Below are 14,323 nucleotides of genomic sequence, written 5' to 3' on the forward strand. Positions count from 1 at the left end.
GAATAAAGCTTGTACATGTGACGCCTACATCTTTTCAGTTATTCGAGTTCAAGTTTGATTTGCACTCGTTCTTACTTGCAGCGTTTATTTGTTACCGTAAAAATGTTTGTCGTTTATTGGCGACAGAATATAATTTACCACGGATCTGAATTCCTGTCAACAACTTTTTTCATTTTTTTAAAAAAAGTTTTAATTAAATAACGCAACATGCAAACAACAATTTATATAATAGCATGTTCATTTATACATTTCAACAATTAATATATATAAGTTTTTAACTGAATTACTTTAACAGTCTACTACTAGCTTCACAAAAGTAAAAAGGAGAGAAATAACAATGGTTTTTCTCTCCGATGAAACTGTTTTTTTAGTCTCCTAATACTTCTTCTGCAATGTTTACGGCATGGTCACCTATTCGCTCTAAATTACTAATTATATCAACAAAAACTATACCGGCAGAAGCAGAACATTGCCCTTCATTTACACGAATGATGTGTTTCTTTCTATACATCCGTTCCATTTTATCAATTTCGTCCTCTTTTTGAATAACTGCAAGTGCTTCTTCGCGGCTCATATTATTCAGCGCTTCAATCGATTGTTTCACCGTTAGTATGGTCAAATCAAACATGTTGTTTAAATCTTCCTGAGCTTTATCCGTTAAATCTACCTTATTTGATATTTTATAATCTATAAGTTCAATAATATTTTCAAAATGATCACCTATTCGCTCGATATCCCTTACTGAATCCATTAAAGCTGTATGTTTTGCACTCTCTAACTCTGACATGGTTCCACTTGATATTTCAACAAGATAATCTGTAATGCGGCGATCTAAATTATTAATTGCTCCTTCGATCTGTTGCGCCATTTCAGCATGCTTTTGTGATTGTGTAGTTAAGTAAGAACTCGTTTCTTCAAGCCCTTGGGCTGCGTATTCACCCATGCGAATAATTTCTGCCTTAGCTTGCGACAAGGCCACTGCTGATGATTGTTGTATAAAAATAGGATCTAAATGTTTTGGAGTGTATTCAATAACTGTATCTTCACCTGGAATAATTTTAGTCACAATATAAGCCAGTCCACCTATGAATGGAAATTGAATGGCAGTATTGGCAATGTTGAAGCTTCCATGCGCGAAAGCCAATGTCATTTCAGGGTTTAAGCCCAAATAACTTTGAAGTAGAGAAACATACGACGTAAATGGAACCAATAATAGCAGAAATACGGTTGCACCTACCAAGTTAAATATTACGTGTGTAAAAGCGGCTCTCCTTGCCGCTACAGATGCTCCTAGTGATGCTAAGATGGCCGTAACAGTGGTACCTAAATTATCACCAAAAAGTACTGGTAGAGCGGCCTGTAAATTAATCGCTCCTTCAGCATATAATCCTTGTAATATACCAATTGTAGCACTTGAACTTTGAACAATAAAAGTGAAAATTGTTCCTATAACAACACCTAAAATTGGATTATCACTCATATTTACAGTTAATTCATGAAATGCTTCCAAACTGCGTAGCGGAGCCATTCCACTACTCATCAATTCCAAGCCGAAAAAGAGTGCTCCAAAACCAAAAACTGCTTGTCCTAAGGCGGTGATTTTTTGGTTTTTAAAAAAGAATATTAAGAAGCTGCCTACTGCTATTATAGGCAAAGAATAAGCCGCAAGATCAAAACCAATAATAAATGCTGTAACGGTGGTACCCACATTAGCACCCATAATAACACCAATTGCTTGTCTTAACGTCATAAAACCAGCGCTAACTAACCCGACAGTTAGAACAGTAGTTCCAGAACTACTCTGGATCAAGACCGTTACTACGATACCGGCAAGGACGCCTAAAAAGGGATTGCTTGTAAACTTATCTAATATATCTCTCAATCGGTCTCCTGCTGATTTTTGTAATCCATCTCCCATGAATTTGATTCCTAGAAGGAAAATACCTAAGCCTCCAAAGAAATCAAATAGGAGTGTTTGCAGATCGATATCCAATGGCTAGTCCGTCCCTTCAAAATAAATTGATAAAACATTCCTATACCATTATTGTCGAATATTGTACCTTTGTAAAGTGTTACTTAGATTAATTTACATAAAGTTTACAATCAATCCTTTTAAAAAATTATCTGTTTGAAAGTAAAACTAAAATTGCGTTAATAGCGATTAATTGCTATTCTGTTTTTCCACTAAAATTTTTGTTCCATCGACAGCTATTACTTTTACAGCACTATCTTTTGATATCCATTGGCCATTTGTAACAGCACTATAAGTCTTATTTTTAATTTGAACAGTTCCAACTGGACGAAAATCAGTTAGGGTTATTCCATCTTTACCAAGTAAGCTTCCGTATTCTTCACTTAAGGAATTATAACCTGCTTCTGAAGTTAAACTTTCCTTTAAAGTCATTTTCCCCCACATTTTTCTTCTTTTAAAGACCTTAAGAAATGAAAGGGATGCTGCACCACCAATAATAACACCTAATACACCATAGACTCCTGCTGTTAAATTAGGCGCAGGTAAGGCGACTGCAATGATCATGCTTGCCAATCCTATTGTAGCTAAAGTTCCATCGTTCACCAGTTTTCCATCAACGATTATGAGTAATAATCCGACGAAATAGACAATAAGCATAAGTAAAAGAGAATCAGTAGCTAAAAAGACTGAAAAATAAACTGTAATAAATCCAATCCCTAATAATGCAAAGATTCCTCGCATATTAACTAAGATTTCACCAATTAAAAATAAAGTAGCAAATCCTGTAATTACAAAACCAATCCAATCATGTGAAAAAATATCCATTTTGTTTCCCCCTCTTGACCGACTTTAATTAATTATACGATAGCAAAGCGAGATTTGTTTCACAAAAGGAGTTTTTCCATGAAAACAATTAAAAATTGTTGTTTCATCTTATTGTTTTTATTACTGATTACAAGTATATATAAAGATTTAGAACTTAGCACTCCAAGCACTTTACAATATGCTGCCAGTGAAACAATTAAAAATAATACTAATGTAATTAAAGTTAAGATAGAACGAGGAGATACAGTATTATCTATTGTTGAAAAATTTAACCAGTTTGATGAGGAACAGATTAACATACAAAAAGTGATGACAGACTTTAAAAAAGCTAATCCTCATGTCGATCCATACCATCTTAAACCGAATAAATACTATTTTTTCCCTTTGTATAAACACAATTAACAAAGAGGCTGATGTCTCAGCCTCTTTGTTTTGGATTTAAAGAACAGCTACCTTGCCATAAACGGTGTAACAAACAAGGACACTATAATTGCTACAGCACCTGCTGCTATCGCAATATTACCTAAAGTGGTTGCATGTCTATTTCGAGCCATGAATCCCGTAATAATCCCTGCAGCCCCGAATAGTATGGGTAACCAGAAAAACGATATAACTGATAAAGCAACCGCAGCCCAGCCAATAACACTATTTGTTTGCATATCGAAACCTGAATCATCTTCAGTGGTTTTCTTTTTGCTAACGTCTTGAGCACTTAATTCTGCTGCTGTTTCTTCGTCTCGACTGCTGTAAGAAGCGAGTGTACCAGGTGAATCATAATTATCATTTAATTTTGGTGGTTGACTTACATCTTGTGTGTTTGAATTGGCATTTTGTGTGTTATTTTGGTTGTTTATATCAGGCTGTTTTTCCTGTTCATCCATTTTTTAACCTCCTTTATAGTGAGGTACAGGCTTAGTTTGCGACGAACTTTTAATATTATAATGTTACTTTTTGGCTTTATTTTATGGGTTTAAAATAAAGCTGCAACTATCAAGAGGGAGTTACATATAGTATTGAAGGAATATTTTAAAAAGGAGTTTGCCCATGTCTGTTTTTTTAAAGGAACTAATTACCAACAAACTTAAGAAGTTATCGTCAGAAGAAATTTTACATTATGGTCACCAATACGGATTTAAAATCTCTAAGAGAGAAGCTGCTGAGATAACTAACTTTCTAAAAAATAATTCGATCGATCCCTTCAATTCGACTGATAGAAAAAAAGCATTTCAAGAATTAGCTAAAATAACCTCCAATGAGACTGCTGATAAAGCAGAAGATTTATTTGTTCAACTCATTTCTTCATATGGACTTGATTCTCTCTTTAATTAAAAAAGCGAAGGAGTTATCCTTCGCTTTTTTATTGATTCATAATTTGTTCCTTTAAATCGGACGTAAACTCGCCCTTTTTAATCATTTCGATTTCATATTTATAAGGTGGCTTTTTATTTTTCTTATCTTCACCTACATAAGGTGTTTCAAGAATTTTTGGTAAGTCTTTAAATTGTGGATGGTTAATAACGTAGTGAAGTGCGTCGAATCCAATATAACCAAAACCGATGTTCTCATGGCGATCTTTATGGGCTTCTCTTTCATTTTTACTATCATTAACATGTACCACTTTTATTCTTTCAGCACCGATGATTTTATCGAAATCATTTAAGACACCATCGAAATCATTTACTATATCATAACCTGCATCATGAATATGACAAGTATCTAAGCATACAGACAATCTCTCATTATGTGTGACGCCATCGATTATTTTAGCAATTTCATCAAAAGATCTACCTATTTCTGTACCTTTTCCTGCCATTGTTTCTAAAGCAATCTGCACAACGTCGTTTTTATTTAATACTTCATTCAAGCCTTCTATAATACGCTCTATCCCTTTATCTGCTCCAGCGCCAACATGAGCTCCTGGATGTAAGACGATTTGAGTAGCTCCAAGCGCAGCAGTTCGATCTATTTCGTTACGTAAAAAATTGACACCAAGTTCGAATGTAGCAGGTTTTGTTGTGTTAGCAATATTGATAATGTAGGGTGCATGAACAACAATATCATTTATATTTATTCCATTTTCCTCCATATGTTGCTTACCAGCGGGGATATTTAATTCTTCAATGGGTTTTCTCCTAGTGTTTTGGGGAGCCCCTGTATAGATCATAAAAGTATTAGCTCCATATGATTTTGCTTCTTCACTTGCTCCAAGCAACATCTTTTTTCCACTCATTGATACGTGTGATCCTATTTTTAACATTGCTTCCACTCTCCCATATGACTGTTATCATTTCTTACGATTTTTTTGTTTGTTTCTTCGTATTAATTCTTTTTTTATTTGTTCTTGTTGCTTCTTCATTTTCTTTTTATAGCCAGGCTTAACTTTTTTAGGTTTTTTAACACGTTTCCAAGCCTCTTTATCCATTGACGTCTGCCTTTTTAAACGCTCAGATCGCTCATCCCAAGGTTTTACTTCTTTCCATTCTCCGTTTTTTACATCTGAGTAAAGAAAAGGGATTCCTTTTTCCTCCAACTTTTTAATGAGTGGAATATCACCTTCGTCAAAGAAACTAATAGCTGTTCCTTTCATCCCGGCTCTTGCTGTCCGCCCTACTCTATGAATATAAAAGTTTTCTTCTTTTGGTAATTGGGCATTGATGACGTGGCTAATACCCTCTATATCAATCCCCCGAGATGCCAAATCTGTTGCAACCACATATTGGTAACGTAAGCTTTGAATGTCTTTGAGCATTCTTTTACGTTCACGAGGAGTTAAACCACCATGTATTAGTCCAACTTCTATTCCCTCACTTTGCAACTGACTCGCCAGTTCATTTGCCTTTTCTTTACCGTTTGTAAAAATTAAAGCTAAATAAGGCTGAATCACTTTTGATAACTCCATTATCACCGTTACTTCATCGCGGTGTCTTAAATCAATTAAACGATGCTCCATATTCTCAGGGATTAAATCATCAATTTTAATATAGCTAGGATTCCTTAAATACTTTTTGAAAAAGTGTTGCAATCGTTTTGGGATGGTCGCTGAAAATACAAGAAGTTGGATACCTAGATTCGATCTAACCAACAGTTTGTCTACGTCTTCTATAAAGCCCATATCCAACATGAGGTCAGCCTCATCTATAACAAACGACTTAGCATTGTATATTGAAATAGCATGTTCATCAACGAGATCTAAAATCCTACCTGGCGTACCAACAATAACTTGAGGAGGCTGGTTCAATTTTTCAATTGCTCTTTGTTTATCAGTTCCTCCTATCAATAGTTGCGCCCGCCATTCATCTTCTTTGTCAGCATAATTGATGATCTTCTTCACTTCATCAAATATTTGCCTGGCTAGTTCACGAGTTGGAGCTGTAATGACAACTTGAACTTCTTGTTTATTTGAGTCAAGGTCGTTGAAGAGTGGCAGCAAATAAGCATGTGTTTTTCCAGACCCTGTAAATGATTGGCCGATGACACTATTTCCATTTAAAATTTGTGGAATAACCTTTTTTTGAATGTCAGTCGGATGCTTAAATTTTAATTTATGGACAACATCTAACATCACCGGTTGTAAAGAAAGTTGATTAAAGTTATTCTTTTCCATACTTTGTGAACTCCTTTTATATACTTGTGGTCTGTTTTACTAAATAAATTTAAAAGGTTCTGTATCTACCTCAGAAATTATAACATCCACATTCTGTGTAGTTAATTTCTTTTTCAAATAATTTCGGGTACCCTCTGTCATCACTTTTTCAACATGGTGTCCTGGGTCAATGACCGAGAGTCCCATGTTTTCAGCATCTTGTGCAGTATGAAATGTCATATCTCCTGTAATATATACATCGGCACCTTTTTTCTTCGCTGTTGAAATATATTTCTCTCCGCTACCACCTAAAATGGCAATTTTTTTCACTTCTTGCGTTAAATCACCTGTTACTCTAACTGATGGAATATCGTATGCTTTTTTGATATATTCGGCAAAAGATTTTAAAGTAACCTTTTCTTTCAATTCACCAATTCTTCCTAAACCAAAACCGTTTCCTTGATTTTTAAGAGGATAAATATCGTAAGCAACTTCTTCATAAGGATGTGCCTTGATCATTTTTTGTACAGACTTGGATAATATAGTATGAGGTACAATGGTTTCTATTTTTACTTCTTCGACCTTCTCTAATTCTCCTTTTGATCCGATAAATGGATTTGTTTCTTCTAGCGGTTTAAATGTTCCCTGACCCTGTGTTTGGAAGGTACAATGACTATATTTTCCAATATTGCCAGCCCCAGCTTTGTTAAGTGCATCTAGAACGGCCTCCATATGTGTGACTGGAACGAATACAGCCACCTTAAATAAATCTTCATGATAGACATCGACTAATACTTTAGTTGACTGAAGATTTAGTGGCTCAGCAAGTAAATCGTTCACGCCCCCAACAGCCGAATCTAAATTCGTATGAGCCGCATAAACAGTAATATTATGAGTTAATAACTTTCTAACTATTCTCCCTTGATGGGTGTCTATGTTAACTCGTTTAAGAGGTTTAAATAACATAGGGTGATGCGCAATAATCAAATCAACATCTTTTTCGATTGCTTCATCTACGACGTCTTCTACTACATCAAGTGTCACCATAACTTTTGTCGTTTTTTGAGAATAAGAGCCTATTTGTAAGCCGATATTATCCCAATCATACGCTAAATGTTGTGGGGCCCATTCTTCCATTATTTTAAATAGTTCAGAATTAGTTACTGATTTTGTCATTAAGATAATACCTCCTCAATCCAATTTAATTCTTTTTCAAACTGCATGATTTTGGAATCATCTTTTACTGTTGCTTTTTTCATTTGATTTATTATTTTTATTATATTTTCTTTTTCTTCACTCCATTTTTGCTTAAAAAGTGATGTTTTATTTTGCAGCAAGATTGGTCCGAAAATAAAGTCTTTTTCCTGTCTTTCATATGGCATATTTTTTAGTGACGTATCAGATTTAAATTCACCAACAATAATTTCGTAAAAGTGACCATTTTCTTTTAGAATCGTTTCTTCAGTGATTTGAAAGTTATTTTGAAATAACCAATATCTAACCTTTCTCGCGTGAATATTTGGTTGGAGTATTAGTTTATTAATCGATGCTAACTTTCCCTTACCTTCTTCTAAAATTGAAGTAATCAATGGGCCTCCCATTCCAGCAATAACAAGCTCACTGATTTCATTGGGTTGGATGATTGCGAGCCCATTCCCAAGTCGGACATCTATCACGTGACTTAACTGGTACTGTTTAACATTATCTTTCGCTCGTTCATATGGTCCCTTGTTTACTTCTCCAGCAATTCCTATTGCTTTTGAATCATTTAAACATGTATAGATTGGCAGTAGAGCATGGTCTGAGCCGATATCTGCAAATTTTGCGCCCTGTGATAGATAAAAGGATAAAGTTTTTAAACGTCGAGGAACTGTGATTTCTTCTTTCATACTATACTCCTTAAGATTAAGATAAAAGAAAAGCTTTCTGTTAAAGCCAGAAAGCTTCTATTGTTTATTATTTAAAATAACTTACTGTTTTTCAGATAACCAATCAGCTAGTGCTTCAGCTTGTTCATCTTCCACATCTATAGCAGGCATATCCCCTTGACCTTGAAGGATAATTTCCTTAATTTCATCTGCTGAGTGTTTGTTCCCGATTTGAGTTAAGTCTGGTCCCATACCACCTGATAAATCATCACCATGACAAGAAGCACAGTTATTTTCAAATAACGCTTCCGGATCATCTGATGTTTCGCCTTCTTGAACCTCTTCTGTTGGTTCACCTTCTTCTGCTTGCTGGATGTCATTTCGTTGGTTAACTCCCAAAACAGATACTAAAATGACTGCAAATATACCTAGTCCAGCAATTAGTGCGTAAGGAATGACTGGGTTCTTCATTCTGTTTTCCTCCTTATGTAATCCCTTATACTTTATTATTAATTGCGCAAAGCTATATATATATTACTTGAAAAAACATTTATTTTAAAGAGATTAGTATAAAAAAATTATATTTACATAAAACATCACAATTTGAATCGTTTATTTACTAACTTAATCAAATTAAAATTAAAGCTATGTTTTGTGGGTTGCAATTTGGTATGGAATTAAGTAATATATATTACAAGTAATGAAAACGTTAACAAAGTCATCATTTTACAATTAGAGCAGTATCTAAAATAAAAGAACAAATGTGCAAAGTATTTCTAACTCTGCTTTGCACAAATGTCCGTTGTTACCCTATCCCCTTATTCCAAGAAGTCTTTTAATCGCTTGCTGCGGCTTGGATGTCTGAGTTTTCTTAAAGCCTTGGCTTCTATTTGACGAATTCTTTCTCTAGTAACACCGAATACTTTACCGACCTCTTCCAAGGTTCTAGTACGGCCATCATCTAATCCAAAACGCAAACGTAAAACATTTTCTTCTCGGTCGGTTAGCGTATCAAGTACATCTTCCAACTGTTCTTTTAATAGTTCATAGGATGCATGATTTGACGGTGACACGGCCTCCTGATCTTCAATAAAGTCACCTAAATGTGAATCATCTTCCTCACCTATTGGGGTTTCAAGCGACACAGGTTCCTGTGCAATTTTAAGAATTTCACGGACCCTATCAGGAGAAAGCTCCATCTCTTTTCCAATCTCTTCCGGGGTCGGATCTCTTCCAAGATCCTGAAGCAATTGACGTTGAACGCGTATCAACTTATTAATGGTCTCTACCATATGAACCGGGATACGGATAGTTCTTGCTTGGTCAGCAATAGCACGAGTTATAGCTTGTCTAATCCACCATGTAGCATACGTACTGAATTTAAACCCTTTTGTATGATCAAACTTTTCAACTGCTTTCATTAGACCCATATTTCCTTCTTGAATAAGGTCTAAGAACAACATGCCACGCCCAACGTAGCGTTTTGCTATACTTACAACTAGTCGTAAGTTTGCTTCAGCAAGTCTTCTTTTAGCAAGTTCTTCACCTTTTTCAATACGAGTTGCTAATTCAACTTCTTCTTCAGCAGATAACAGATCTACCCTACCTATTTCTTTAAGGTACATGCGTACAGGATCATTTATTTTAATGCCTAATGGAACACTTAGATCCTCTTCAACATTAAATTCTTCTTCCTTAGCTATTTCTTTCATTTTTGGATCATCTTCTGATTCACCTATTACTTCAACACCCTGTTCTCCTAGGTACTCATAAAATTCATCCATTTGATCCGATTCTATTTCAAAGTTTGACAATCGATCCGCGATTTCTTCATAGGCTAAGGTACCGCGTTTCTTGCCCATCTCTAGTAATTGTTCTTTTGCTTGTTCAAGGGTCAATTCATGTTCGTTTTCCTTAGTATGTGAAAATTCATTTTCGGCCATGAGTCCCCCTCCTTCCAGCTACATTTAAAATTATGACTCTTCGCCATTCGAAAATATTATAATGATAACTTTGACTAATTAAGTTACCTTGCTTTTTTTTGTATATTTATTATTTTTAAAGCAATTTCTGCTGCTTTAATAAAATCGTTTTGCTGCTCAGCAACTTTTTGTTCTTCCCTTAACGAATTAATCGTCCCAGTATCGGTTAACTCGGTAGAAATAATTCTTATATAATCATTTATTTCTCTTTCACTGATTTCTTCTGATATTGGTATCATTGCAATCTCCGTAACAAGTTGTTTCAGTCGAACTTCCGGGATTTTCTCTAAAAATATACTAACATCACCTTCATGCCCTTCTTCATAAAAGGCATATAAATGAGTGGCGATGACTTTATGTTCATCAATATTAAAAGAAGCACCAATTTCCTCGCGTACCTTATCAGTTATAGCCCGATTCTTCAACATATATGCGATTAATTTTCTTTCTGCATTATGAAAAGCTGGTCTTAATTTGTTAATTCGATAAAATGTAGTACTATTATTAGTATATCTGTCTTTTTTTTCCTTATCCTTATTTTGCTTAAAAGTTTGGTGGTGTCTAGCGAGCTCATCCTCAAGAGTGTTCATTGATATATCAAACTCTTCACTCAGTTCTTTCAAGTAATACTCTTTCTCAATTTGACTATTAATTAATGCCAAATCCTTGATAACTAGTTCGATATATTTTAATCGATCTCCCTCTAGACTCAGGTTGAAATCTTTCTTTTTATAACGCATTAAAAAACTCATGAAGGTCTCACTTACATTAATAACTTTATTTTTAAAATCTTCTGCTCCATACTTTTTAATAAAGTCATCAGGATCGAGACCGTCCCTGACATTCGCTATCTTAACGTAGCATCCTGTCTTTTGTAATAGTGTTGCTGCTTTATATGCTGCTTTAATTCCTGGTTCATCCGAATCAAAGCAAATAACTACCGTGTCGACATATCTCTTTAGTAATTTCGATTGTATTTCTGTTAGAGACGTACCAAGAGTTGCAATTCCATTTTTAATTCCTGCCTGATAGGCACTTATAACATCCATATATCCTTCAAATAAAATAACTTCATTGGAAGTTCGTATATGCTTTTTTGCCAAATCAAAGTTAAAAAGCATTCGCCCTTTTTGGAACAATTCACTTTCAGAGCTATTTAAATACTTCGGTCCATCATCATTTATTGCTCGTCCACCGAATGCAATAGTCTTTCCTAAATGATTCCTAATTGGAAAAATCACTCGCCCACGAAATCGATCAGTTACTGTTTTATCATCTCTCATGGTCAGTAGTCCAGCTCTAACTAATGTTTGTAGATGAAAGCCTTTTTTTTCTAAAAACGTTGCTGTGAAATCGTTCAAATTTGGAGCGAATCCTAATTGAAACAAATCAATCGTTTCATCTGTAATGCCTCGCTCTTTAAAATAATGATATCCTTCTTTTCCATCTTTTGAATGTCTTAAAAGATGGTGGTAAAGTTTTGATAACCATTCATAAGCAGATAAGAGACTTTGATTATCTTGTGATAGATTACTTTCTGCTTTATTTTCTATAGGTAATTCTATGCCACTACGATCTGATAAAAATTTAAGAGCATCAAAAAAAGAAAAGCCTTCAATTTCCATCATGAACGTAATAACATTTCCTCCCTTTCCGCACCCAAAGCAGTGAAAAATCTGTTTTTCTTGCGTTACAGAAAATGAGGGTGTTTTTTCACCATGGAAAGGGCATAGTCCAAAAAAATTTCTTCCTGACTTTTTCAATTGGACATATTCCCCAACGATATCTACAATATCATTAGATTTCCTAATATTGTCAATAACTTCCTCTGGGATTTGATTTGTCATTTATACCACCAGTTTTTCATTTTTATCACAGAAGATTGTTAATTTCTTAATTACTTTTTAATTCGCTATCATAATCGTAAATCCTTTTCGACAATATTCTTGTCGTTGTCGAAAAAAATTCCTTCTATATTATAAAGCATATCTAAAGAAGGACTTAGCGAACTCATACATTAAAATGCTATTTCTTATTTTCCACTCTTAACCTTAAGATAAACTTATCCAACTCCTTTTACGGATAATTACTCAAGTAATACTTAAAATAGTAATTTCATACTACCCTAATAATTATAATTCTACACAAGCCTTAGATACTCCTGCTAAATAAATAATGTTTTATTTTTCAGAATTTCACTATCTCTAAACATAATTATCACTATTTTTTACCCAATAAAAGATTATAATACATAAATTAGATAAATACTAATAAATAGACTCAGCTACTACGTGATTAGCGACACCATCACAACATTCCAATTTATACTATTAAAACTAGATTAGTGGGTAAAATCATCGACGGATGACCTTATCCACTAATTTTCAGGGCATAGTGAGGTTGCGACAAAACTAAGTATTGATTTATTAAAAGACGAAAGTGAATGTTAAATACTACGTTGATTTAAAAAATGTATATAAAGAAATATACTTTAACACGTTCGCTTTTACATTAACTATAATACTTATGTCCCAGCCTTTATGGTTAAAAAACCTTTATTTGGCAATGCTGGTCATAGATCTCATTATTTACCTTGTATAGAATGGATAATGATATTCGCCGTCTCTTCAACTGCTTTATTAGATACATCTATAACTCGGCACCCTATTCTATTAATGACTCTATCAAAGTAATCAAGTTCTTGATGGATTCTTTTTATATTTGCATAGATTGCTTGATCACCTAATCCTAAAGCTTTTAATCTCTCTCTTCTAATGTCATTTAGTTTATCTGGAGTGATTTTCAAACCTATGCATTTAGCGGGATTAGCCGTAAATAATTCTTCAGGTGGATCGACTTCTGGCACAATAGGGACATTTGCCACTTTCAATCGCTTCAGAGCTAAATATTGAGATAATGGAGTTTTAGATGTTCTAGAAACACCTAAAAGAATAATATCAGCCCTTGCTATGCCTCTTGGATCACGTCCATCATCATATTTAACAGCAAATTCAATAGCTTCAACTTTTTTAAAATAATCCTCATCAAGCTTATGAACAAGTCCCGGTTCTAACCGTGGCGATTTGTTAAACTTCTTCTCCATTGAATGCATCATCGGCCCCATAATATCGATAGCTTCTAATCCTAAATCCGTGGCTCTCTTATTTACATAATCTCTTAAATAGGGATCAACTAATGTAAATCCAACCATCGCATTTTTTTCTTTGGCCATGAATAATACGTCTTCAATTGTTTCTGTATCTTCCACATATGGAATTCTTTGTATTTCATAATCTCCGCTTACAAATTGACTTAAGCCAGCTTTAATAACTAATTCTGCAGTCTCACCAACGGAATCAGATAAAACGTACACATTTGGGTTGACAACCATCGCTGTGCCCCCTCTATAAGTTATATATTGTGATCTGTAATTAACTCTACAAAAACTTTGGTAATTGTTGTCTTAGTAACACGTCCAATGACTTCACACCCATGCTCTGTGTCCTTTACAATAGGTAGGCCATCTATTTGTCTGTCAATTAACTTTTTTGCTGCGTCTATTAGTAAGTCACTTTTATAACAAATAGCAATATTAGGCATTCTTGTCATAATTATATGGACAGGTATCGCATTTAAATCTTTTTGTCCTATGCTTGCACGTAACAAATCTTTTCTGGATAAGACGCCTGTTAAGCAAGCATGCTCATCCACAACAAATAAGGTTCCAACATCTTCTAAAAACATTGAAGATATTGCATCATAAACAGAAACATCTTCTTTAACAACTATAGGAACAGATTGATATTCCGAAACTTTATATTTTTTAAGTCGCTCAGTTAACAATTCTGTTCCAGTTTTACCAGTATAAAAATAACCTACTCGTGGCCGTGCATCTAAAAAGCCTGACATTGTAAGTATGGCTAGGTCTGGCCTCAGGGTTGCTCTTGTCAACTCTAAGCAACCTGCTATTTTCTCACCGGTAATAGGCCCATTTTCTTTAACAATTTCAAGTATCTTTTCTTGTCGTTCTGATAACTCCACATTTTCACCCCTACCTAAGCGAATACGTCACACTACTTTCGTATTATTATAT

Annotated in this window: 14 protein-coding genes; 2 read left to right on the forward strand and 12 right to left on the reverse strand. The window is 34.4% G+C overall.

Annotated elements, in window-relative coordinates; genetic code table 11:
* Positions 1-367: 367 nt before the first annotated feature.
* Together KQI49_RS06140 and KQI49_RS06145 are read right to left on the reverse strand one after the other, a co-directional pair.
* On the reverse strand, positions 368-1,993 hold the full coding sequence (locus KQI49_RS06140) for a Na/Pi cotransporter family protein (RefSeq protein ID WP_216487490.1): 1,626 nt from the start codon (positions 1,991-1,993) through the stop codon (positions 368-370).
* 168 nt (positions 1,994-2,161) lie between these two features.
* Positions 2,162-2,797 (reverse strand): NfeD family protein, encoded by a 636-nt coding sequence (locus tag KQI49_RS06145; RefSeq protein WP_216487491.1) that lies wholly within the window; start codon positions 2,795-2,797, stop codon positions 2,162-2,164.
* A 78-nt stretch (positions 2,798-2,875) separates the two neighbouring features.
* Here KQI49_RS06145 and KQI49_RS06150 point away from each other — a divergent pair, with 78 nt between their 5' ends.
* The gene (locus KQI49_RS06150; RefSeq protein WP_216487492.1) at positions 2,876-3,199 is read left to right on the forward strand and encodes a hypothetical protein; all 324 of its coding nucleotides are present in this window, start codon (positions 2,876-2,878) and stop codon (positions 3,197-3,199) included.
* Between the two features lie 47 nt (positions 3,200-3,246).
* Here the strand turns inward: KQI49_RS06150 and KQI49_RS06155 are convergent, their stop codons facing one another.
* Positions 3,247-3,678: a DUF4190 domain-containing protein gene (locus tag KQI49_RS06155; RefSeq protein ID WP_216487493.1), complete on the reverse strand. Its 432-nt coding sequence runs from the start codon at positions 3,676-3,678 to the stop codon at positions 3,247-3,249.
* 163 nt (positions 3,679-3,841) lie between these two features.
* Here KQI49_RS06155 and KQI49_RS06160 point away from each other — a divergent pair, with 163 nt between their 5' ends.
* Entirely contained in the window at positions 3,842-4,126 is a 285-nt protein-coding gene (locus KQI49_RS06160; RefSeq protein ID WP_216487494.1) for a DUF2624 domain-containing protein, read from the forward strand.
* A 28-nt stretch (positions 4,127-4,154) separates the two neighbouring features.
* Here the strand turns inward: KQI49_RS06160 and KQI49_RS06165 are convergent, their stop codons facing one another.
* From KQI49_RS06165 to ccpN, 9 genes are all read right to left on the reverse strand, one after another.
* Positions 4,155-5,054, reverse strand: a complete 900-nt coding sequence (locus KQI49_RS06165; RefSeq protein WP_216487495.1) for a deoxyribonuclease IV — start codon at positions 5,052-5,054, stop codon at positions 4,155-4,157.
* A 27-nt stretch (positions 5,055-5,081) separates the two neighbouring features.
* On the reverse strand, positions 5,082-6,401 hold the full coding sequence (locus tag KQI49_RS06170) for a DEAD/DEAH box helicase (RefSeq protein ID WP_216487496.1): 1,320 nt from the start codon (positions 6,399-6,401) through the stop codon (positions 5,082-5,084).
* 39 nt (positions 6,402-6,440) lie between these two features.
* The gene (locus tag KQI49_RS06175) at positions 6,441-7,556 is read right to left on the reverse strand and encodes a Nif3-like dinuclear metal center hexameric protein (RefSeq protein ID WP_216487497.1); all 1,116 of its coding nucleotides are present in this window, start codon (positions 7,554-7,556) and stop codon (positions 6,441-6,443) included.
* Entirely contained in the window at positions 7,556-8,269 is a 714-nt protein-coding gene (locus KQI49_RS06180) for a tRNA (adenine(22)-N(1))-methyltransferase (RefSeq protein WP_216487498.1), read from the reverse strand. Before KQI49_RS06180 ends, KQI49_RS06175 begins: the two co-directional genes overlap by 1 nt.
* 81 nt (positions 8,270-8,350) lie before the next feature.
* Positions 8,351-8,719 (reverse strand): cytochrome c550, encoded by a 369-nt coding sequence (gene cccA, locus KQI49_RS06185; RefSeq protein ID WP_216487499.1) that lies wholly within the window; start codon positions 8,717-8,719, stop codon positions 8,351-8,353.
* Positions 8,720-9,066: 347 nt separating this feature from the next.
* Positions 9,067-10,191 (reverse strand): RNA polymerase sigma factor RpoD, encoded by a 1,125-nt coding sequence (rpoD, locus tag KQI49_RS06190; protein ID WP_216487500.1) that lies wholly within the window; start codon positions 10,189-10,191, stop codon positions 9,067-9,069.
* A gap of 83 nt (positions 10,192-10,274) precedes the next feature.
* Positions 10,275-12,077, reverse strand: a complete 1,803-nt coding sequence (gene dnaG / locus KQI49_RS06195; RefSeq protein ID WP_216487501.1) for a DNA primase — start codon at positions 12,075-12,077, stop codon at positions 10,275-10,277.
* Between the two features lie 737 nt (positions 12,078-12,814).
* Entirely contained in the window at positions 12,815-13,621 is an 807-nt protein-coding gene (locus KQI49_RS06200; protein WP_216487502.1) for a pyruvate, water dikinase regulatory protein, read from the reverse strand.
* Positions 13,622-13,641: 20 nt separating this feature from the next.
* Positions 13,642-14,271 carry a transcriptional regulator CcpN gene (ccpN, locus tag KQI49_RS06205; RefSeq protein ID WP_216487503.1) on the reverse strand — a complete coding sequence of 210 codons (630 nt, stop codon included), beginning with the start codon at positions 14,269-14,271 and terminating at the stop codon, positions 13,642-13,644.
* Between the last annotated feature and the right edge of the window lie 52 nt (positions 14,272-14,323).

Origin of the sequence: Virgibacillus sp. MSJ-26 (genome assembly GCF_018918075.1) — a bacterium.
Lineage (GTDB): Bacteria > Bacillota > Bacilli > Bacillales > Amphibacillaceae > MSJ-26.

Bases quoted from the DNA above. Each gene is read 5' to 3' on its own strand.
- KQI49_RS06150 (WP_216487492.1), top strand. From the start codon at position 2,876: ATGAAAACAATTAAAAATTGTTGTTTCATCTTATTGTTTTTATTACTG.
- KQI49_RS06165 (WP_216487495.1), bottom strand. From the start codon at position 5,054: ATGTTAAAAATAGGATCACACGTATCAATGAGTGGAAAAAAGATGTTG.
- KQI49_RS06170 (WP_216487496.1), bottom strand. From the start codon at position 6,401: ATGGAAAAGAATAACTTTAATCAACTTTCTTTACAACCGGTGATGTTA.
- cccA (WP_216487499.1), bottom strand. From the start codon at position 8,719: ATGAAGAACCCAGTCATTCCTTACGCACTAATTGCTGGACTAGGTATA.
- KQI49_RS06175 (WP_216487497.1), bottom strand. From the start codon at position 7,556: ATGACAAAATCAGTAACTAATTCTGAACTATTTAAAATAATGGAAGAA.
- KQI49_RS06160 (WP_216487494.1), top strand. From the start codon at position 3,842: ATGTCTGTTTTTTTAAAGGAACTAATTACCAACAAACTTAAGAAGTTA.
- KQI49_RS06180 (WP_216487498.1), bottom strand. From the start codon at position 8,269: ATGAAAGAAGAAATCACAGTTCCTCGACGTTTAAAAACTTTATCCTTT.
- dnaG (WP_216487501.1), bottom strand. From the start codon at position 12,077: ATGACAAATCAAATCCCAGAGGAAGTTATTGACAATATTAGGAAATCT.
- KQI49_RS06145 (WP_216487491.1), bottom strand. From the start codon at position 2,797: ATGGATATTTTTTCACATGATTGGATTGGTTTTGTAATTACAGGATTT.
- rpoD (WP_216487500.1), bottom strand. From the start codon at position 10,191: ATGGCCGAAAATGAATTTTCACATACTAAGGAAAACGAACATGAATTG.
- KQI49_RS06155 (WP_216487493.1), bottom strand. From the start codon at position 3,678: ATGGATGAACAGGAAAAACAGCCTGATATAAACAACCAAAATAACACA.
- KQI49_RS06200 (WP_216487502.1), bottom strand. From the start codon at position 13,621: ATGGTTGTCAACCCAAATGTGTACGTTTTATCTGATTCCGTTGGTGAG.